This is a genomic window from Trichocoleus sp. DQ-A1 (assembly GCF_039961955.1).
GTDB lineage: Bacteria > Cyanobacteriota > Cyanobacteriia > Cyanobacteriales > FACHB-T130 > FACHB-T130.
The window spans coordinates 26,032-45,949 of the sequence record NZ_JAMPKE010000014.1 but is presented as its reverse complement, the minus strand read 5'-3'; the positions used below and the strand labels follow the sequence as shown (position 1 = coordinate 45,949).

Below are 19,918 nucleotides of genomic sequence, written 5' to 3'. Positions count from 1 at the left end.
CGCACCATCTCATTCATCCGTAACCTTTCCTCGCATCGTCTTGAGTTGCGATCGCTTAGTTTTGCTATCCAGACGCTTTCTTTGAGAACTCCGAGTCGGTTTGCTGGGTTTACGAGGTTTGGGGAGTGCGATCGCACTCTTGATCAAGTCTTGCAATCGTTGCAATGCTTCTTCTCGATTTTGCTCTTGGCTACGGTGTTCCTGTGCTTTGATGACAATGACACCTTCTTTAGTGATGCGTTGGTCGGAAAGCTTCAACAGCCGCTCTTTGTAGCGTTCAGGTAGTGAGGAAGCGATGATGTCAAAGCGCAGGTGAATGGCAGTTGCCACCTTATTTACATTTTGTCCCCCTGCCCCTTGCGATCGCACCGCACTCATCTCAATCTCATGCTCTGGAATACTTACGGTGTTAGAAATTTGCAGCATGATTGATTCGCTTGATTATAGACAGTGCAGCATTGCACAGAAATTGTTGCCCAGTTTCGCTCTATTGGTGCTGATTCCAGCATAAAGTAGCAGCCTCGCCTCTAGCTCCCTCTCTAGCTGCAATATATCAAACACGGAGTTTTTCTTTCACTATGCCTAGAAACGTTCGCTTTGTACTGCAAGTATTTCCTCGACAACGCTTGAGTGCTTTCATACTGTTCATGCCATTGGCGATCGCTGCACGTATAATTTGCACAACTGGAGGCTTTTATGTCCCAATCTGATTTGGAATACCGCTTGCATTTAAGTTGGAATGCGAATGCTCGTGCTTGGACAAAAGCAGTCCGCGAGCAACTAATATCTAGTCGCCGCGTTGTGACTGATGCCGCCATTGTGGAGGTTTTGGTGGCGCTGCAACCTCGCCGCGTGCTAGATGTTGGATGCGGTGAAGGTTGGCTGGTACGCGCATTAAACGAACGCGGTATCCAAGCCTTTGGGGTAGATGGGAGTCCTGCTTTAGTTCAACAAGCTCACGCAGCAGGTGGTGGTAGGTTTCGCACCCTCTCTTACGATCGGATCGTCAACGACCCAAATCAACTCGATGGACTATACGATCTCGTAGTCTGTAACTTCTCGCTGTTAGGGGAAACCATTGTACCGCTGCTGGCTGCGCTGGGTACAGTTCTAGTACCTAATGGGCACCTAGTTGTGCAGACGGTTCACCCGTGGAGTGCCTGTGGCGACACCGCCTACAAGGAGGGCTGGCGAACCGAGTGCTTCACGAGCTTTGGCGAGGACGAGTGGGAGCCAATGCCTTGGTATTTTCGGACTATCAGTTCGTGGCTGACAGCTTTTAACCAAGCAAAGTTGCAGATACGCCAATGTATTGAACCACTTGAGCCAACAACGCAGCATCCTCTATCGCTTATTCTCGTGTCCTGCGTAGAAGAACAATTCAGAGGATCTGCCTTATATGATGAGAAATAGTTGAGCAAGCCCCAGTTAGGTTAGTTGTGTTTACAACATCTCGTCTCATCTCAAACTGGCTCTTAGTTGCACTACCAATAGCCCTATGCGCTTGTGCATCATCTGATGCTGTCGTTTCAACTCCAAAAAACGTAATTGAAGCCAAGCCACAATCCTTGCCACCATCCGTAAATAATGCTGAGAAACTCAACAGCATTCAAGAAGAACGTTACTCGCTGCTCATTCATCGAGTAGACAAGCGCTTGGAGGTACTCAATAACCAAAGCGTTCCGATTTACAAAGCAACTATCGGCATTGGTAAGGGCGGACTCAAAGACAAACAAAACATGAATGACTTTGTTACTCCCACAGGCGAGATGAGCGTAGACTTGATTCTCTACAAAAAGTCTGAGTACAACCAAATTGCCCAAGATAACGTTAAGCGTTTTGTCAAAGTTACTCAGTATCGCAACTTAGTTAATCCTCAGCAAGGATTAGTTCAGCTATTCAAGAACATGAAGCATCTTGACTTTGATGGGAACGGTAGCCCAGACAGTGCCTATGGAAATGGCTATATCGGACTCACTTCAACGACAAGCATCACGGGTCCTAAAATGAGTACATTTCAGGGAACGCCTTACTGGTTTTCAATCGCACTTCATGGTACACCCGATCCTGACAATATTGGTCAAGCTAACTCAGGTGGCTGCATCCATCTGGACTCAAACACTTTGCAGCAGTTAATTGAGAAGGGTTGGGTGAAGTTAGGTACCAAAGTAACGATTGTTGATTAATGTATTGACGTGGTTGTGTTTTCTGCGATCGCGGTAATGCTCTTTATTCACAAATCAAGCTGACTATAAATAAGCTAGTTTTCCGCTAAACTTGCCCCTTCATAACTTATTATTCGCGCCTTTGTATAGTTAGCTTCTGCAATTGGCATCGCACTCCGCACTTTTATACCTGAAGATTTGACAGAAGTTTGTATTGATTGGCTGCAACTGCGCTCAGAATTTGGTACCTTATTGACGTTTTGCCCGCCTGCCCCTTGAGAGGGCATTGCAATCATCTCAATCTCATACTCTGGGATACTCACCGTGTTAAAAATTTGTAGCATAATTTAACAATTGTCCAGAGATGAGTCGCACCAGTCGTTGAGCAGATTTCGCTCTGATTCGCCTTTATTCATTATCTCCTGACAGACAAAGTAAGGAAAATAAGCCGATGGATCGATTGAATTTCAATGTAGTCCAGCAGTTCTGGACGATCGCTAAGTCCTATTGGTCAGGGGATGAAAAATGGCAAGCCAGAGGGTTATTGCTGGGCGTAGTGCTGTTACTGCTGGCGTATACGGGATTGAGTGTAGTTCTCAACAACAAGCGAGGAGTGCTGATTTCAGCCCTCTCAGCCCGTGATGAGCCACGCTTCTGGGAAACTGTCATCATTTTCATCGCTGTGTTGGTGATCTATGCACCATTGCTCGCAGGCTATACCTATCTGCGCGATCGCCTCAGTTTGCAATGGCGGAAATGGCTGACTCATCGGTTTGTGGATAACTACTTTCGCGATCGTGCCTATTACAATCTGCATATCTCAGGCACTGAAATCGATAACCCAGATCAGCGGATTGCAGAGGATGTTAGGAGTTTTACCCAGGAATCTCTCACCTTTGTACTGGTGTTGGTGCAGTCTGTGCTGTCAACGATCGCCTTCAGCAGCGTACTCTGGGGCATTTCTAAACCCCTGGTGTTGTTTCTGGTGCTGTATGCCCTAATTGGGACAGTAGTAACAACTTTTGTATTTGGTAAGCCGCTTGTCCGACTCAACTTTGAACAATTGAAGAGAGAAGCGAATCTCCGCTTTGGTTTGGTGCGGATTCGGGAGAATGCGGAAGCGATCGCATTCTATCGAGGGGAAGAACAGGAGTCAAACCAAGTTAAGCATCGGTTCCTCGATGTGTTTGAGAACGTCAAACGCCTGCTGGTTTGGGAATTAAACTTAAATGTTCTCACCAACGCTTATGAGTTCATCCCCTTCGTCCTGCCTGCCCTAGTTGTCGCACCCGCGATTTTTGCCGGGGAAATGGAGGTGGGTAAAGTTTCTGAGGCACAGGGGGCTTTTGTCCGCGTCTTTTTCTCGCTCAATGTTGTCGTTGCCCGCTTCCAGCAATTGACCACTTTTGGCGCTGGGATTAATCGTCTTTATACCTTTGCCCAGTTTTTAGAACAGGCAGAGGCAGATCGGGCATCCGATGAGCAACCCAGGATTCAGACGGTATCAGCAGATCGGCTGGCAGTCGAACATCTCAGCCTGCAAACGCCTAACTATCAGCGCACATTAGTCGAAGATTTGTCGCTAGAGTTACCTGCGGGAGAGGGACTTTTGGTGATGGGACCAAGTGGTTGTGGTAAGAGTTCGCTGCTGAGAGCGATCGCAGGTTTGTGGGATTCTGGTACAGGGAAAATTGTTCGTCCTGAATCCGACGAGATCCTATTTTTGCCGCAACGTCCCTACATGGTGCTTGGTACTCTGCGCGATCAATTGCTGTATCCCAACACGCATCTTGAGGTTGACGACGAACACTTAAAGCAAGTGCTGGAACAGGTTAATTTAGCAGGTTTAGAGGAAAGATTTGGCGGTTTTGATGCCCAGGAGGATTGGGCAGATGTCCTCTCTTTGGGCGAACAACAACGGCTAACTTTCGCCCGGTTGCTGCTGAACAAACCCAACTACGCCATCCTAGATGAAGCAACTAGCGCCCTAGATTTGGATAACGAGGAACGGTTGTATCAACATTTGCAGGCAAAAGGGACTACTTTCTTAAGTGTGGGACATCGTGCTACGTTGGCAAATTATCATCAGTCATTGCTGGAACTCTCCCAGGATAGGACTTGGCAGCTTAAACAACCCCTAGCTCTTGTCGAAGAACAACCGGAGTTGTTGGAACTTCCATCGACTACCTAAAGGGCGATGGCAGAAGCATCCCATTTGTGAAAAAATACCTGCTGATTGAAATAGCCAAGTCAATGGAAGCTGGCAAGCACAAGTCCAGAGATAAGCCAATCCATGACCATAGACATATCAAATCTAAGGTTTAAATCCCGTGCAGTTCGCTAAAGTTTAAAAAGATATGAATCGTATTGATGGAGAATCCAAATCCCAAATGATACCGCTGTGGAATAAATCTTTTAGTGCTTTTTGCTTGAGTCTGCTTGTGATGTTCGCAGGGAATATCGTTCTGATTGGTTGTGGTGAAGCCGCTAAAAATTCCGAACCTGTACAAGAATCGGAAAAAGAATCCAACCAGGGTAATCAGGCTGATGATGACGATAACGAGGGGCAAGAGACCACTGGCTCATCCGATCAAAATGACGATGAGGAGAAGGATGGACAAGAGGAGAAGGATGGAGAAGATAAGGATTAGCAGTGGCGATTCACCTAGCGCGCTCGCTTGATAGCCGCAGCCACCGATTCGCGTGTACTCTGAATTTACACGCGAAAGGGACGACTTTTTTGAGTGTCGGGCATCACTCTACGTGGACAAATTACCATCAGTCTTTGCTGGAATCCCAGGCTCAAACGTGGCAGATTAAACAACCGCTAGCTCTGCTCAAACATGGCGAAAAGGAGTGACATTTAGCTCCGCTCTCCAGTCTGCTAGTGGTTTTTCCCAAGCCTCTTCCCACTTCTGCCCTAGAAAGGGTTTTGCCCGATCCCCCAAATCGTAGCTCTGCTGAATGAGACTTACAAGCGGGTTTAAATCGCTGTTCATCTTGATCGTATTCAAGGTGATTGCGGCAATCAACATCACTGCAAGGGGAGAGCGATTTTGCGCGAGCGTAAATGCTTGCAGCCCAATCTCTCCAACAGGATCGGTGCCAAATCCTGTAACGGTATGCCAAATATCATGAGTTTGTCGCATACGCAGTGCTAAATAGCTTGTGTCATCTTGAAGTTCGACTTGGCGATAAAACTCTGGATCGAGGTTGGCTGCTCGCATATGAGAGGCATAGGCAAAGCCTAACGAATCTTCAGGCAGCTTGAGTAACGCTTCTAAATTGGGAGTCGGTGCAATATATTGTTCTTCAAAAAGTTGAGCGATTTCAGGATGGGACTTGAGATAGGTAATCGCGGCAGCAGAAACTTTATGGTTGGCTAAGGCAGCAGCAATATCAAAAACTGCCTCGATATCTGTTCCGTTATCGATAAAGGCAAGGAAACCTTCCAAACCTTTCAGAAGTTCTGGAGTAACCGAGCGACTCATATCAGCATTGATAATGGAGGGAGATTTTGACATTGGGAAACCTTCGGTAATCAAAATGAACGAACCCTTAGCGGGATAACTTCAGATATCTGGATCTAGACCCGCAGCTCTTAGCCGCTCTGCCAGTTGTGCTGCCCTATACTCTAGCTGCGATCGCTCTGTTGCGTTCGGCTTCTACCTCAGACACGCAACTTCCTTGTGCATCATACTAGCGCAGCCACCGTCTGTTTAGGACTATTTTATGGATTCTTGAATTGCCTGATTGCGACTATCGATGGGGCAAATTTTTGTAGCAATTGAGCAGGAGCGAGATGCCTCCGGCAGGTTGCGCGATCGCCAATCTAATTACTTCCTAGTTCCCCGTGGGGCGCGTTCAGCATCTGTTCCAATCCACTGCTTAGAATTCACTACGGTATCGATTTTATTTTCCAATTCTGTTAGTTGAGTCGGTGCATCAGGTGAAGGAAGGTAATGGTGTACTGTTTTTTGTTTCTTGCCGATTGTCAATGAGGTGATGGCAGAAGGTGCATCGGTGTGTCCACCTGTATAGCTGTCTTGAAGCTTGAAGTAATTGAGCTTTTGAAAGTCTGCAATGAGCTTTCTCGCTGCTGTTTTACTGATAGTTGTTGTTCGGGTGCCAGTCACTTTCACAAACCGTTTGCCCTCGTAAACCACCTTGCCATTGCCATAAACAGTGAGCTTATAAATGGGGCAAAAGCCAAAACAGGCTGTTCGTTCGAGTGTCAGCGCAACTTGTGGTGAGACTTGTTGAGGTTGATTGAGTAGCCTTTGATTCGGAGTATTGGTTTCAGCCGCCAGGAACGGGGAGTTAGGAATAGAGACGCTTAGAACACTACTGGCTACACCGATGATTAGACTTAGAAGAAGTGGCGATCGCATTATCGTTTGGCTCCAAATCAGAAAGATTCACTTAACTTCGAGTCTATTCGGCTGTTTCAGCTCTCAGTTCCCGGTTTCTAATTCAGAAACCGGAAGACGATGTAGGAATTTTCTATTTTTAGGCTAAATTATCGGCTGTTGATGCAATCGGGAAATCATTGGTGTTCTCCGTAGAAGAGTTGAGTTCTTACACCGCAGCGCACCCTAGAACAACTCAGCTTTGACAACCGAACGCACAGCGATATCTTCAAGAGGTGCAGAAAGCAAGCGATCGCTTGTTTAGCCTCTAGAATTGGAAGCATCCAATGAGCGACTCCAACTCATACATTGATTCGGAAACCCTATGTCCTGCCAACACCTCAATGAAGTGACGCTGCAAAACCTAATCCCTAAAGCCAACTATCCGGTGTTTCGCTGTGAAGAGTGCATTCGGATTAATGGTCGCTGGGTGCATCTTCGCATTTGTCAGACGTGCGGTAAGATGCTGTGCTGCGACTCGTCAGAACATCAGCATTCTCGTCGTCACTATGAGGAAACCGGACACACTGTAATCAGTTCAGCGGAGTTAGGAGAGCAATGGCTGTGGTGTTTTGTGGATGAGCAGCAGAAGAATTATTGAAGATGCGCTCCATTGGGGCATCTCCCCAACTTACAAGTAATTTTAAAGGAATGCGATCGCATAATCCTTCCAAACACTAGATCGAAGAAGGAGCGATCGCCTTGATGCTACAGGTTAGGATTTAGGGTAGGGCGTTCTGATTGAAGTATGGCAAAGCAGGAAAATCCCCTCACGGGAGAAGCACTCATTAAGGAAGTCTGTCGGCGGATTCGGGTTGCCCGTAGCTACTGGGATGCTCACAATAATGCTGCTTGTCGGGGAGAACGCGATCGCGCCTTAGCCCTTTACAATACGCTGACGAAAGAACAAAAAGACCAGATTCCGCAGCAGTTGCGGGTGTGGCTTCGCTATCGCAGTGAAAAATACTTTGGTGCACACCGAACACCGCCCAAGTCGAAACGAAAGCCGAAATAGTGTTTTCCTTGGGTTGTCAGGGAAGTGCGATCGCGCAAATCAGATAATGGTGATTACCTATTCAAGTAGGTATTCTTGCAGCAGCATCTTTAAAGAGAAGATCATATGTACTAGACTGTCTAATATAACTTAAGTCTAAAACTTGCTTCAAATAGCTGCAATATCTGTACTATGAAGGGTTGAGCGTGCATTGGAGGTATTTCTCTGAATCTGGAGCAACTCTTAGATGAACTTGGATATGCTCAGTCACTAAACTATCGTGCTATTAGCGAGCCTTCGCAAGAGCCATTGACTGAGCACCTTTTCCGTGCAGCTAAGAAAGCTGGAGTGCAGGGAACCTATCTTTTTCAAACGAGTCCCCCGGAGCAGAAAACTCTTCCACCCCGTCCGGCTGTCTATGTTGCTGAAGCTAAAACAAGAGATGAGGCTAGAGAGATTCATCGCAGGCTCTGGAATTTAGGAAATGCACCTTTTCTAGTCATTCTCCTTCCTAATGAAATTAGAGTTTATACAGGGTTCGACTTCTCTTTAGAAAATGAGAAGAAAGGCTTAGTAAAGAAAATAGAAGAGATAGTTGATCTCACTTTTGAGAGTATTCGAGAGCAACTTGTAGATTTTAGGGCTGATTCTATTGATTCTGGAAGGCTTTGGGAGGCTCAGGCAAAGCATATCACTCCTGAAAAGAGGGTAGATATGCATTTACTCAATAATCTTAGGAAGTTAGAAGAATACTTAGAAGGATTGGGATTAGAGCTTCCAATTATCCATGCATTAATTGGAAAGTATGTTTATATTCGCTATCTCTACGATCGAGGCATTCTCTCTAAGGAGTGGTTGGCAGAGAACAACATAAATTTAGATAGTGTACTTGGTCGCAATGCAACCTTAGACGGATTGCTCCATTTAACTCAGATTCTAGAGGAACGCTTTAATGGTGCTATTTTTCCTTTACCTTCAAACATTGAAGACATAGCCAAGATAGATGAAATCGTTGCTCTGGTAGCGTCTACTTTTAAGGGAGATGATCCTATATCAGGGCAGCTACATCTTGACTTTGAAGCTTATAACTTCTTCTACATTCCAGTTGAAATACTGTCCTCAATCTATGAGCAGTTCCTACGGACACAAGGAACGGGTAAAAAAGTTGGTGCCGTCTATACACCTGAGCCTGTTGCAGATTACTTGTTATGTGAATTAGAGGAATCTAAACCCTTACAAAGAGGAATGAAAATCCTTGATCCATGCTGTGGATCAGGAATATTTCTAGTTTTGGCTTACCGTAGACTTATTGAACTTGAGTTAGTTCATCGTGCGCCTGGGAAATTGAAGCCTACGGAGTTATGTAGAATTTTGTGTGAAAGTCTCTATGGCATAGAGCGGAATAAAGAGGCTTGCTATGTAGCTGAATTTAGCCTCATTTTGACATTACTGAACTATGTTGAGCCTCCAGACTTGCATCGAAATGAACAGTTCAAATTTCCTCCGCTCCACAACACACAAATTTTTGAATGTGACTTTTTTGATGATAATTCAGTTTTCTGGAAACAGAGTAAAAAGTTTGATTTGATTATTGGTAATCCACCTTGGATTGAGCTAGAATCTCATTCTGAAACAGAAAAACCTGCTTTAAATTGGATTAGTCAAAATTCTGAGCAAAAACCAGTTTCAAGTAACCGTGTCTGCGAAGCATTTAGCTGGCGAGTGGTTGATTTGCTAGATGATGATGGCTGTATAGGCTTGCTTGTTCATGCAAAAAGTTTATTTAACAATAGTTCAGAAAAATATCGCTCAGAATTCTTTAAACAATACAAAATTGTAAGGATCACTAATTTCTCCAGCCTTCGTAAGGTGTTATTTGATGGAAGAGCAAAAGCACCTGCTGCAACATTCATATACCGTCGAGCTAAACAAAATAGTATTAAAACTCCTATTATCCATTATGCTCCCTTTGTAATCAATCAGATGTCTATTTGTCCTTGGGGAAGCCCTAAGCAAAAAGCAGGTTGGGTAATAACAATCAATGGTAACGAAATACAATCTATCTCGCATGAAGAAGCAGAGGCTGGAGATTCTTTAACTTGGAAAATAGCGTTCTGGGGCACTCATAGAGACAAACAAGCTATTCAACGCTTGAAACGACTTTTTCCAAGTACATTAGGTGCAATTAAAGAAGAGCGAAATTGGTTTCTTTGTGAGGGGATTCAACTGCGAAACAAGTATGAAGTTGATGAGGCAACTCTTGAGCAAGTTGATGAAATCAAAGGATTGAGACGTTTTAATGTTAAAGCTTTACGTAATCTGCTCAATCGATTCATAGTTCCTGAAGATGCTCTTGAAATAATACCAGAAGCAGAACAATTTGTGCGGAAGCGGGGAGGAATGGCTGGTCTAAATTTGGTGAAAGCTCCACACTTGGTACTCAACTCTTCCTATGCCATGTACAGTGACCAAGATTTTGTTATTCCTAGTGGTCAGATAGGACTTTCAGCTTCTGGAGAAGATGCTGATTACCTACGAGCTTTATCCATTGTTCGTAATTCTAGTCTCATTCAATACTATCTTTTTTTTACAAGCCCCCAATTAGGGATTGATCGAGGCCGAATTACGCTTGATGCATTTGAAAATCTACCAATCCCTTTGTTTTCAGAACGTCAAGTGAGAGAACTTTCACAGCTTCATAAAAAATTGGCTAGAAGAGAAAGTAAATTTTTGGTAAATAATGAGAATGTGCAAGATGAGCTAGACAATGAAGTTGAAGATATTCTAGATATACCTAAAAACCTAGGTGTTTTGGCAAGAGATTTTATGAAAATACGGTTGAGTATAAATGAAGGTAAATCTCAAGGAATTGCTGTCAGCTTGCCTTATTTAAAAGATTTACTTGATTATGCAAAAACTCTTCAACGTCAGCTTGATGATTTCACCGAAGGAAGTGGGCTTCGACATCAAGTTATATTGACTTACTCAAAAAAAATAATTATATGTTCAGTAGAGTTTGTCCGCTCAGATAACCCTATAGATGTAAGTGTTGAAAAAGCTGAGGGAGACTTACTTTCATTTCTTGCTTACATTCAGAAGAAGACAAAGCAACGTTTTAGCCAATGGGTCTATGTGCAACAAAGCCTGCGTATTTTTGATGATTCAAGAGTTTACATCTGTAAGTCTCCACGTTTAATCGACTGGACTAGAACACAAGCTCTCAATGATTCTGATGACATCATTGCAGAAATACTTTCTGCAAACCGTGAACTACATGAGGTAGTTCGATAATGGGAGCGGAGAACCTTAACTCAACGGTATTAAGTGCATATTTCTTTGGTTTTCGACGAGATGCACATCAGCTTCTTGCTTGGGGTTATGAGGATTCATTGACTCAAATTCACTGTGATCTTGAGGAAGAAGAGATTACAGGTTTGATAGTAGAATCAATGAGAAAACGCCTAAGAAGATTAGTTGATCCTAATCTTCCTGAACGTTTTGACAGATATTTTGTAGACGAGGAAAGGCTAGTTTCAGTTGAGGGGCGAACTGGCAAACGTAGGCGGAGGCTAGATATTGTTGTTGAGAGTAGCCTCAACTATCTAAGACCAGAATACATCTTTGAAGCCAAGAGGCTCCGAAAGAATGGCTACCCCATTGGTGAATATGTAGGTAAAGATGGATTGCAGTGCTACATCAAAGGGATATACGCATCCCAGTATCCTGAAGCAGCGATGGTAGGTTACATTCAAAGCGATGCTGCAACATATTGGGAAAACGAATTAAAGCGGAGATTTAATCACGACCCAAGCAACGATTTGTGCATCAAACAGATATTACAGAAAACACAAGTTCTCACATCTTTACCTGATGCATGGGTTAGTGAACATGAACGAGTAGTAAGTGGCTCGATAACTGTGTATCACATCTTTCTCAACTGTTCAGCATCTTCACCATAATCGCAATAATTCCTCACAATTCTGCCAGAGTTTCCGAAGAACAACTGAGCTTTGACAACCGAACACACAGCCATATCTTCAAGGGGTACACAAAGCAAGCGATCGCTAGTTTAGACCTTAGAATTGAAAGCATTCAATCAGCAACTCCAACTCATACACTTATCATGAAACCCTTGGCCCTATCAACACCTCAAGGAAGTGACTCTGGAAACCCTAATCTCTAAAGCTAACTATCAAGCAATTCTAAAAGAAGGCGATCGCAAACGAAGCCGCATCCATTCATGCCTCTATCTTGGGCGAAATGTTGCCAAGCCAAGGGAAACAGAATCATTCATCAAGAGTCATTAGTTAGTAGTGAATCACTACTACTTTTGCCTTGAGTATGAAGAAAACAACTGCCTTAACAGTGACCGTCCTCGCGATCGCTACACTTGTGGGGACATCTGTGGCACAATCGGCTGGCTTCTTCGCTCAAGCACCAACCCCTTCCGTAGCTCAAGCTAAACCATCTTGGGAAAACTCCAAGCTAGTTCACAAGTTGCCCACTGTCGCCAACTATGCCAAGTTTAGCTCTAATGGGCTTCTACTCGTCGCTAATGGTGAACAAGGTAAAGCCATTCAGTTGTGGGATGTCACCAAAGGGAAATTACTCTCATCTATCAAAGCCGACGATACCACTTCCTTTGGCGATGTTGCCATCAGCGCTGATGGACAGTTTGTTGCCAGCATCATCTACTCGCAAATTGATAAATCAATAGAGGTTGGTCTGTGGAATAGCAAAACCGGAGAAGCGATCTGGAAAAAACCAATTGTTACCAATAGCGCAGAGTTTCGCTCGCCTATTGATTCTGGGGAAAATTTCCCGGCTAGCATTATTTCCAGCTTGGAATTTAGCCCAAACGGACAATCTATTGCCAGTAGCGCCCGAAAATATTTTGGTTCCGAAAATCCCCAGATTCAGCTATGGGATGTAGCAACCGGCGAAAAGCGTTTTGTACTCAGGAGTAATATCAAATCTTTACGAAGGATGAGTTTTAGCCCTGATAGCCAAGTGTTAGCCAGCCTCGGTTCCAGTCAATCTATCCTCAAGGGAGGAACTTATCACTGGCAAGGCTTGATTCAACTTTGGAATCCTAACACAGGTCAACTCCTCCATACCCTAAAAGAAAAAAATGAGTTACTTCCCCAGAGCATAGCCTTTAGCCCGGATGGTCAAATGTTAACCAGTCTGTCAAAAGACGCGATATATGAAGCTCACCTCCGCACTTGGGACGTGAAAACGGGTGCAACTGTGCATACTGTTTCGGCTTCGGTAGACAGAACGGATGATCAGTTATCACTCAGTCCTGATGCTAAAACCTATCTGGTTGCTGGTCAGGTAGCTGGTTCACGTATTATTAATGTCGAAATTCGCAAGGAATGGCCTCTTCGTGGTTTTGATGTGAGTAGTGGTGCTAGTACAGGATTATTTAGCCCAGATGGTCAGATGTTGGCTGTTCCAACGGTAGCAGGAATTCCGATTTGGCAAGCTTCTGGTAATTAGTAATTGGTTACTTACCAAGGCAGCACTTCTCCATTGGCGTGCCAAAAAGTGCCTGTATTCTCCAGCGTCAACTCATCAATCCGCGCCAACAACCCCTTTACAGACTCTTCCGGCGTAATGCCAGTAAAGTTCGTCATACGACTTTGAACTAACCCTGGATGCAGAATTGCCACTGCGATCGCACGCGGTTTGAGGTCGAGAGATAGCGATTTGCCAGCCATCGATAACGCCACCTTCGACATCCGATAGCCATAAGAACTGCCAGAGGTATTATCTGCAATTGAACCCATCCGACTTGTCATCAGCGCAATCTTGGAACCTGCTTTAAGCAGTGGCAATAGGGCGTGAGTCACTCGTAAAGGCCCCAGCGCATTCACTTCAAACTGCTCTCGAATGCTCTCAAAATCCAAGTTTTCCAGCGTCACGCGCTTGATGATTCCGGCATTATTAATTAGAACATCAATCGTCGTGTCACCCAGGCGATCGCGTAAATCAGCAACCGATGCATCAGAGGTAATATCAATTCCCTCGTCAACCTGCACCCCTAGCTGCTTCAACTCCTCAGAAGCACTGCGACAAATGGCAATTACTTGCTCTCCCCGCGCTTGCAGTTGACGACAATATTCGTAACCAATTCCGCGATTAGCACCCGTAACCAGATAAGTTGCCATGCGAACTCCAATGTCTTGATTAGAGGGACATTTCTAGACACTCATAGCCTATCTGAAACTGTCGCTTACCATCGTGTTCCAGAATGTTGCCGGGTGCGATAATTACCCGAACAAAATCTCAAGTGGGAATCTGTAGAATTGACTGCTTTAGCGCTGATCCTCCGACCTTCAGGCGGGGAATGAGCTTAAAGTGTTTCAATTTTCTAGCATCGTCAGGTCGAGGATGGCTTGTAGCCCAGCATTCGGAAGTAGAGTCCTTTTTGGGATAGAAGTTCGTCATGAGTGCCTTCTTCAACGATCTCGCCCTCCTGCATCACAAAAATGCGATCGCAGTCTACGGCGGTTTCGAGTCGGTGTGTCACCAAGATAATTGTTCTTTTGCGACGCAGACGCTGGAGGGTTTCTATCACCCATTGCTCGTGCTTCAAATCTAGCGAACTCGTGGGTTCGTCGAGGATAAGTATTGGAGCCTTCGTCGCTAGCGCCCGCGCGATCGCTAAACGCTGCCGCTGTCCGCCGGAAAGGTTCTGTCCGCCCTCGCTGAGCATCGTATCGTACCGCTCCGGCAAGGCTTCGATGAACTCAGCCGCCCCGGATTCCACCGCCGCCTCCCGAATCTCTTGTAAGGTCGCTTCCTCGCAGCCATAGGTAATATTCTCCGCGATCGTTCCGGGGAAAAGTGGGCTGCCTTGCGTAACCAGCGCCATGTGTTTGCGGACATCGGCAACCTTAAGGGTGCGGATATCGAAACCGTCCAGTTGAACGCTCCCGTTTGTTGGGTCGTAGAAGCGCGGCAAGAGATTGAGCAACGTGCTTTTTCCCGTCCCGCTTGGACCCAAAAACGCTACCATCTGACCCGGTTCGATAGTTGCATCGATCTCCCGTAACACGGGTCGCTCAGGGATGTATTCAAAGCTCACGTTGGAAAGGGTTAGGGTGCGGGGATGGGCGGGAAACGATCGCGCATCAGGCTCGTCCTTGATGGTGGGTGGCTCGTCGATTACTGTAAACACGCGATCGCATGAGGCTACGAATGTCTGGATCTTGGTCGTGAACCCCAACACCCAACCGATTGGGTCCCAGAACTGATTAAGGTACGCCAAGAATACGATCAGATCGCCGAGGGTCAGGCCGTTCGGCACCTGGCGCAAAAACTGGTCGCGATAGACCAGATACCCGCCGTAGCCGAAGATTACCCCGCTTCCCAGAGCGAAGACTACCTGAACCGCGAGCGGATACAGGTTTTCCTGCCAATGGAGCCGCATGGAGGCAGCGACGCTGCGATCGACCACCCGCGTGAAGCGCCGCGACTCCGTCGCTTCTCGACGGAAAGACTGGATGAGTCCGATCAACTCTATCGCTTGCTGCATCGTCGAGGTCATGACCGCATCGGTCTGCTTTGACTCAAACGCACGACGCCGAATCCTTCCCTCGAAGTACCAGTTTGCGACTAGCAGAAGCGGCGTGAACGAAAGTGCAAACACGGTGAGAAGGACATGGCGCGACAGCATAATCCAGATCATCGCCGTCAGCGTCACCGATGCAGCGGTAGAGCCGATCAGCGTATCGATTACCCCCCAAGGGCCGAGGCTATCGTAGCTCAACCGATAGATGGCATCGCCTTGCGATCGCGAACCGTGCCAGCCAAGACTGAGCGCCTGCATTTTGTCGTAGAGTTCGGTGCGAACCCGCAAGGTTCCGTTGTACTGGATGCGGTAGTTCAACATCTTGCGGAGCATGATGACGGTATCGCTCACGATCCTAATGAGCATCGCCACGAACGCCATTCCGAAAATTTGGTTCAGCTTGCCTTCACCAAACGGGGCAAGAAACAGCCGATGAATCCAGTTGGGTTTCGGGGTTGGGGAGAGAACCGTATCGACTAGAATCGCCATAGGCCAAGCGTTGAGAAGGTTGCAAAGCACCGATGCCCCAATCAAAAATAAGAGCGTGATGATCAGCCAGATGTCCCTACGAAAGTAAGAAATAGACCGGAGGACGATCCGCACCAACCAATGTTGGTATATTGACCGCTTCACCATTTTTGGCGGATTTTCCCGGCTCTTCAAAGATGCTTTGAGTGGAAAAGTCATGGATGTGCTGGGTGGCTCTAAGCAGAACAATGAACACCAATTGGACAATTTCAGAGAGTCGGGGGTCAGAAATCAACTTTGGTTTTTAACCCCTTGAAAGACGATTCAAAACTCCTGAAACCCTTGAAAAATTCTAGGTTAGGTAGGACGTAAGCGTAGGCGCGTTCATGCCGTAAGACCTGCCAGTTCAAAAAAGCATCAATCAGTTGGGTGAATCAACTGGGTGATGTGCGATCGCAAATTGCTTTGTTAAGGTCGGGCTGTTGTAGCTGTTATGACGGCAACATTTGCATATACAACTGCCGTCTTATTGGATTGTATCGGCGAGTCATAAAGTTTTTGTCCTACCTGAGCTATATACCTATCTATATGAAAAATCTCAAGCAATTGTCTTGGAAAAATGCGCTCGCTCTGGCTGTTATGGCAACAATTGCCACTGGCGCGATCGCTAAACTCCCGTCAACAGCCCAACCCTCAACCCAACCCAGTTCAACAACCGCTAACTCCAAAAGAGACTTTGAGCCAATCTACAATTTAAGCGGGCATAACAGCGATGTTACTTTTCTAACCTTCAATACGAATAGTCAAATCCTGGTTAGCCATAGCCCTGGTACGGCAATCAAGCTGTGGAACCTCAAAACAGGTAAGCTGCTGCGTACCCTGAATGAAAAAATATATGCCGCAGGCGTCGTTGCAATTACTCCCGATACCCAAACCTTGGTGACTGTTGACCGTAAGGCACAGGATAATGACAAAACGATTAAGGTGTGGAATCTGAAAACGAATAAACTTCTCCGCACCTTGAACGGTCATTCACAACCAGTCAATCACCTTGAAATTAGTGCCGATGGGCAAACTTTAGTCAGTGCCAGTAATGACAAGAAAGTGTTGGTGTGGAACCTGAAAACAGGCAAACGGCTACAGACTATCAATCCCCAATCAACCCCAATTCGGTCGATTGCCCTCAGCCCAAACAGTCAGATACTCGCGACTGGCGGTGGAGAATATGTGGATCAAAATACCAGTACGGACACCAGCATTCAGCTATGGGATATCAAGACAGGAAAACTGCTGGGTACTCTCGAAGGACAGACTAGCCCAATCAGTTCCATTGCGATCGCTCCCGATGGGCAGACGCTTGTCAGTGTTGCAGATTCCATCAAGATATGGAACCTGAGAACAAAGCAGCTTCTCCACACCTTACCCGGAGGTTCCGCTTCCATTTCAATTAGCCCTGATGGGCAGAAACTGGTTACGGCTGCTTGGGATCATTCAGTTAAATTGTGGAATTTGCGGACTGGAACGCTACTTAAAACACTGTTTGAGCCTTCTATTAACGACCAAAATCTTGGTCGCATATACACAACCAGCATTGCCTTTAGTCCGGATGGCAAAACGATTGCCATCGGTTCTGGGGGTGTTTTGTCCACTTTTGGAATCAGTGTTTTGCGGGGGTCTTTTTGAAGCGCCGATCGCCTTTTGATAAGTTACCGTCATCAGAGCAATTCATCAAAACGGTGTCTTTGTTTGTAAATGCAAAGGTTGTCCAGATTGCGGATGCACAAAGCGAAGTTCCCTGGCGTGCAGATGTAACCGACTGACAGTTGCACGACATCCGTAAAGGCGATCGCCTAATATCGTTACCCCAAGTCCTCGCGGATCGGCTGCGTGAACCCGTAGCTGATGGGTGCGTCCAGTTAGGGGGATAAACTCTATGCGAGTCCAATCGCCTTCCCTAGCGATAACTTGGAAGCGAGTCAAGCTAGGTTTACCGCGTTCATCGACTTTTTGATAGGGACGATTTTCCGGATCTCCCCATAAAGGGAGTGCGATCGCACCTTGCTCAATTGTCACCGAACCGGAAAGTAAGGCTTCGTAAACCTTGTAAACTTGCCGCCGCTGAAACTGCTGACTGAGTTGACGATGGGTTGAGCGATCGCGTGCCAGCAAGAGAATACCAGATGTTTCTTGATCCAGACGATGCACAGATGCGATCGCCATGCCATCCGGTAACAGATGACGCAAGCGACTGAGGACACTATCAAAGGTGTGGTGATAACGACCAGGTACTGATAGGAACCCTGCGGGTTTGTTCATCGCAATCAGCCATTCATCTTCATAAACAATGGGGACCTCTCCCCACACCCCTCCCCTAATAGGGGAGGGGCTTCTTACTCCCTCTTCCATCCCCTCCTTTTTAAGGGGGGGGAGGGGGGAAGGAAAGGGGGGGGAGGGTTCCCATCCCGATAGTAAAAATCCCATCAGTGGCTGACAGCGTTCTGCACAGGCTCCATAAAATTCTCCCTGAATTTTGTCACCATCGGCTGATGATGACCCCCACCAAAACTCTGCCATTGCCAGTGGCTTCAGTCCATGCGTTGCCGCATAGTGCAGCAGCTTAGGGGCGCAACAGTCTCCGGTTCCAGTGGGCATAGAGCCTCCTGGCATCAATTCCTGCAAAGATAGAGACTCTCCTGCAAAATTCGTCAGCCTATACGCCGCGTGCATCTGAGTCTGCAATTCGCGGGATAGTTCTTTGCGCTGTTGTTTAAGTTCGCGCATCCGTGCTTGGGTTGCTTCAATCAATTCCTTGAGTGGCTGCAACACTTCATTCTGCTGGCGTTTGAGCATTCGTCGCTCAATTCCATGCTGACGACTTTCTTCGTCAAGTTCTTCGAGGGCAATCGTTAGCGCCTCTCCAGTCAGCGTTTCGCAGAGTATCTGACGTTTTTGGTATCGTTGCTGCTTACAATCTCGATGGCGATCGCTCATTTCTTGCAACTGCTGTTCAAACTTGCGAGAGTGCGTTTCGTACTGCTGCCATTCTGGAAGTTGCTTCAGGGTAATCAGTTCTTGCTTAATCGCCTCCAGTTGGGCTAAGGTGCGGGCTTCTTCTAGGGCAACTTCATCTCGTCCCGGAATTGGCGGCACCCAGCCCTCACTTGTACGATTACCATTGAGAAGACCGGAGAAAGCTTTAAGTATCTGTTGTTCGCCATTCGGCAGTTCAACCAGCAGGATGCCATACATCTTGCCTTCATCAGAATAAGGATCGTTGTTGGCAAGGTGTTCCATTAAACTTCTAGCGATCGCTTCTGCTTCCGGAGTGCGGGGTAGTCTCAGTAGTTCACCACTTTGAGGACAGCGCCCTTCATACCAATAGTTTTGAATACCTTTGGCAACCTCTGTAGATAGTCTCTCGCGGGTATCTATTTTCTCATGCACCGATGATTACTCCAGCAACGCCGACAACAAAAAGACCCACAATAAGAATCTGCCATGCGGTTGGGAGCTTTTGCAGTTTAATGGCTTTGTTACAAATTAAAAATTTGCACATTGCCTCTAGTCATCTATTTAAAAGCAGTTCCTAAATAACCGCTGCAACCTTGGCAGTATCACTTATTAAGTGTCCATCTTCCATGTGAACAATGCGATCGGCAATATCCAAAATGCGGTTGTCATGAGTCACCAGTAGAATGGTGCAACCTTGTTCTTTTGCTAGTGTTTGCATCAGGCTAACGACTTCACGACCGGATTTGCTATCGAGAGCAGCAGTCGGTTCGTCAGCAAGAATTAGTTTGGGATGGCTTACCAAGGCGCGGGCGATCGCTACCCGTTGCTTTTGTCCACCCGACAGATCGGCAGGATAGTAATTGATCCGATTTCCCAATCCTACCTGTTCTAGCATTTCGGCTGAGCGCTGGCGCATCTGGTGTGGAGAAATATCCCTGTGCAACTCTAAGCCCATCTTGACGTTCTGGAGTGCCGTTAAGCTACCGTGCAAGTTGTGCGCCTGAAAGATATAACCATTGTGCCGTCGCGCTTGTACCAGTGCTGTCGGATTTGCACCACAGAGTTCTTGTCCTAACACCTTGAGACTACCCGATTGGGCAGATCGCAGTCCACCAACTAAAGTAAGCAGTGTGGTTTTGCCGGAACCAGAAGGGCCGGTCATGATGATAATCTCGCCAGCATTGATTTCTAAACTGATGTCAAATAAAACTTGTTTGCGTAGTTGACCTTGACCAAAGTAGTGATCGAGGTTGTGAATAGAGATGACAGGTTGAAGAGACATAATAATATA

17 protein-coding genes and 1 pseudogene are annotated in these 19,918 nt (G+C 46.3%); 10 read left to right on the top strand and 8 right to left on the bottom strand.

The window, feature by feature from the left end:
* Positions 1 to 9: 9 nt before the first annotated feature.
* On the bottom strand, positions 10 to 426 hold the full coding sequence (gene arfB / locus NDI33_RS15145) for an alternative ribosome rescue aminoacyl-tRNA hydrolase ArfB (protein ID WP_190673057.1): 417 nt from the start codon (positions 424 to 426) through the stop codon (positions 10 to 12).
* 270 nt (positions 427 to 696) lie between these two features.
* Between arfB and NDI33_RS15140 the strand changes: the two genes are divergently transcribed.
* Both NDI33_RS15140 and NDI33_RS15135 read left to right on the top strand, forming a co-directional pair.
* On the top strand, positions 697 to 1,413 hold the full coding sequence (locus NDI33_RS15140; RefSeq protein ID WP_190673053.1) for a class I SAM-dependent methyltransferase: 717 nt from the start codon (positions 697 to 699) through the stop codon (positions 1,411 to 1,413).
* A 155-nt stretch (positions 1,414 to 1,568) separates the two neighbouring features.
* Positions 1,569 to 2,186, top strand: a complete 618-nt coding sequence (locus tag NDI33_RS15135) for a L,D-transpeptidase (protein ID WP_190673050.1) — start codon at positions 1,569 to 1,571, stop codon at positions 2,184 to 2,186.
* Between the two features lie 215 nt (positions 2,187 to 2,401).
* On the opposite strand, the pseudogene NDI33_RS15130 reads toward NDI33_RS15135, so the two are convergent.
* Positions 2,402 to 2,509, bottom strand: a pseudogene (locus NDI33_RS15130) (aminoacyl-tRNA hydrolase); the annotation flags it as partial.
* A 107-nt stretch (positions 2,510 to 2,616) separates the two neighbouring features.
* On the opposite strand from NDI33_RS15130, the gene NDI33_RS15125 reads away from it, so the two are divergent.
* Entirely contained in the window at positions 2,617 to 4,356 is a 1,740-nt protein-coding gene (locus tag NDI33_RS15125) for an ABC transporter ATP-binding protein/permease (RefSeq protein WP_190673047.1), read from the top strand.
* Positions 4,357 to 4,522: 166 nt separating this feature from the next.
* The gene (locus NDI33_RS15120) at positions 4,523 to 4,816 is read left to right on the top strand and encodes a hypothetical protein (protein WP_190433004.1); all 294 of its coding nucleotides are present in this window, start codon (positions 4,523 to 4,525) and stop codon (positions 4,814 to 4,816) included.
* A 186-nt stretch (positions 4,817 to 5,002) separates the two neighbouring features.
* Here the strand turns inward: NDI33_RS15120 and NDI33_RS15115 are convergent, their stop codons facing one another.
* Together NDI33_RS15115 and NDI33_RS15110 are read right to left on the bottom strand one after the other, a co-directional pair.
* Positions 5,003 to 5,689, bottom strand: a complete 687-nt coding sequence (locus NDI33_RS15115) for a Coq4 family protein (RefSeq protein ID WP_190673044.1) — start codon at positions 5,687 to 5,689, stop codon at positions 5,003 to 5,005.
* A gap of 312 nt (positions 5,690 to 6,001) precedes the next feature.
* Positions 6,002 to 6,556 carry a DUF6438 domain-containing protein gene (locus NDI33_RS15110; protein ID WP_190673042.1) on the bottom strand — a complete coding sequence of 185 codons (555 nt, stop codon included), beginning with the start codon at positions 6,554 to 6,556 and terminating at the stop codon, positions 6,002 to 6,004.
* A 343-nt stretch (positions 6,557 to 6,899) separates the two neighbouring features.
* Between NDI33_RS15110 and NDI33_RS15105 the strand changes: the two genes are divergently transcribed.
* The 5 genes from NDI33_RS15105 to NDI33_RS15085 all read left to right on the top strand — a co-directional run bounded on the left by NDI33_RS15105 (position 6,900) and on the right by NDI33_RS15085 (position 13,070).
* A complete protein-coding gene (locus NDI33_RS15105) occupies positions 6,900 to 7,175 on the top strand; it encodes a UBP-type zinc finger domain-containing protein (protein WP_190673040.1) in 276 nt (91 codons plus the stop codon).
* A gap of 147 nt (positions 7,176 to 7,322) precedes the next feature.
* Positions 7,323 to 7,589, top strand: a complete 267-nt coding sequence (locus tag NDI33_RS15100) for a Precorrin-3B methylase (RefSeq protein WP_190673038.1) — start codon at positions 7,323 to 7,325, stop codon at positions 7,587 to 7,589.
* Positions 7,590 to 7,877: 288 nt separating this feature from the next.
* A complete protein-coding gene (locus NDI33_RS15095; RefSeq protein ID WP_190673036.1) occupies positions 7,878 to 10,859 on the top strand; it encodes an N-6 DNA methylase in 2,982 nt (993 codons plus the stop codon).
* On the top strand, positions 10,859 to 11,527 hold the full coding sequence (locus tag NDI33_RS15090) for a hypothetical protein (RefSeq protein WP_190673032.1): 669 nt from the start codon (positions 10,859 to 10,861) through the stop codon (positions 11,525 to 11,527). The genes NDI33_RS15095 and NDI33_RS15090 overlap by 1 nt, the downstream gene beginning before the upstream one ends.
* Positions 11,528 to 11,909: 382 nt before the next feature.
* The gene (locus tag NDI33_RS15085; protein ID WP_190673029.1) at positions 11,910 to 13,070 is read left to right on the top strand and encodes a hypothetical protein; all 1,161 of its coding nucleotides are present in this window, start codon (positions 11,910 to 11,912) and stop codon (positions 13,068 to 13,070) included.
* 11 nt (positions 13,071 to 13,081) lie between these two features.
* Here NDI33_RS15085 and NDI33_RS15080 read toward each other — a convergent pair whose 3' ends face one another.
* Complete coding sequence (locus tag NDI33_RS15080) at positions 13,082 to 13,741, bottom strand: SDR family oxidoreductase (RefSeq protein ID WP_190673026.1); 660 nt, start codon at positions 13,739 to 13,741, stop codon at positions 13,082 to 13,084.
* Positions 13,742 to 13,953: 212 nt separating this feature from the next.
* On the bottom strand, positions 13,954 to 15,636 hold the full coding sequence (locus NDI33_RS15075; RefSeq protein WP_242033028.1) for an ABC transporter ATP-binding protein: 1,683 nt from the start codon (positions 15,634 to 15,636) through the stop codon (positions 13,954 to 13,956).
* A 567-nt stretch (positions 15,637 to 16,203) separates the two neighbouring features.
* On the opposite strand from NDI33_RS15075, the gene NDI33_RS15070 reads away from it, so the two are divergent.
* The gene (locus NDI33_RS15070) at positions 16,204 to 17,298 is read left to right on the top strand and encodes a WD40 repeat domain-containing protein (protein WP_190673023.1); all 1,095 of its coding nucleotides are present in this window, start codon (positions 16,204 to 16,206) and stop codon (positions 17,296 to 17,298) included.
* Between the two features lie 45 nt (positions 17,299 to 17,343).
* Here the strand turns inward: NDI33_RS15070 and NDI33_RS15065 are convergent, their stop codons facing one another.
* Complete coding sequence (locus NDI33_RS15065; protein WP_347275850.1) at positions 17,344 to 19,059, bottom strand: pseudouridine synthase; 1,716 nt, start codon at positions 19,057 to 19,059, stop codon at positions 17,344 to 17,346.
* A 142-nt stretch (positions 19,060 to 19,201) separates the two neighbouring features.
* Positions 19,202 to 19,909, bottom strand: a complete 708-nt coding sequence (locus NDI33_RS15060; protein WP_190528269.1) for a DevA family ABC transporter ATP-binding protein — start codon at positions 19,907 to 19,909, stop codon at positions 19,202 to 19,204.
* Between the last annotated feature and the right edge of the window lie 9 nt (positions 19,910 to 19,918).

Coding starts and splice junctions, on each gene's coding strand:
- NDI33_RS15140 (WP_190673053.1), top strand. CDS start 697: ATGTCCCAATCTGATTTGGAATACCGCTTGCATTTAAGTTGGAATGCG.
- NDI33_RS15075 (WP_242033028.1), bottom strand. CDS start 15,636: ATGGCGATTCTAGTCGATACGGTTCTCTCCCCAACCCCGAAACCCAAC.
- arfB (WP_190673057.1), bottom strand. CDS start 426: ATGCTGCAAATTTCTAACACCGTAAGTATTCCAGAGCATGAGATTGAG.
- NDI33_RS15070 (WP_190673023.1), top strand. CDS start 16,204: ATGAAAAATCTCAAGCAATTGTCTTGGAAAAATGCGCTCGCTCTGGCT.
- NDI33_RS15125 (WP_190673047.1), top strand. CDS start 2,617: ATGGATCGATTGAATTTCAATGTAGTCCAGCAGTTCTGGACGATCGCT.
- NDI33_RS15085 (WP_190673029.1), top strand. CDS start 11,910: ATGAAGAAAACAACTGCCTTAACAGTGACCGTCCTCGCGATCGCTACA.
- NDI33_RS15060 (WP_190528269.1), bottom strand. CDS start 19,909: ATGTCTCTTCAACCTGTCATCTCTATTCACAACCTCGATCACTACTTT.
- NDI33_RS15080 (WP_190673026.1), bottom strand. CDS start 13,741: ATGGCAACTTATCTGGTTACGGGTGCTAATCGCGGAATTGGTTACGAA.
- NDI33_RS15090 (WP_190673032.1), top strand. CDS start 10,859: ATGGGAGCGGAGAACCTTAACTCAACGGTATTAAGTGCATATTTCTTT.
- NDI33_RS15120 (WP_190433004.1), top strand. CDS start 4,523: ATGAATCGTATTGATGGAGAATCCAAATCCCAAATGATACCGCTGTGG.
- NDI33_RS15115 (WP_190673044.1), bottom strand. CDS start 5,689: ATGTCAAAATCTCCCTCCATTATCAATGCTGATATGAGTCGCTCGGTT.
- NDI33_RS15100 (WP_190673038.1), top strand. CDS start 7,323: ATGGCAAAGCAGGAAAATCCCCTCACGGGAGAAGCACTCATTAAGGAA.
- NDI33_RS15105 (WP_190673040.1), top strand. CDS start 6,900: ATGTCCTGCCAACACCTCAATGAAGTGACGCTGCAAAACCTAATCCCT.
- NDI33_RS15110 (WP_190673042.1), bottom strand. CDS start 6,556: ATGCGATCGCCACTTCTTCTAAGTCTAATCATCGGTGTAGCCAGTAGT.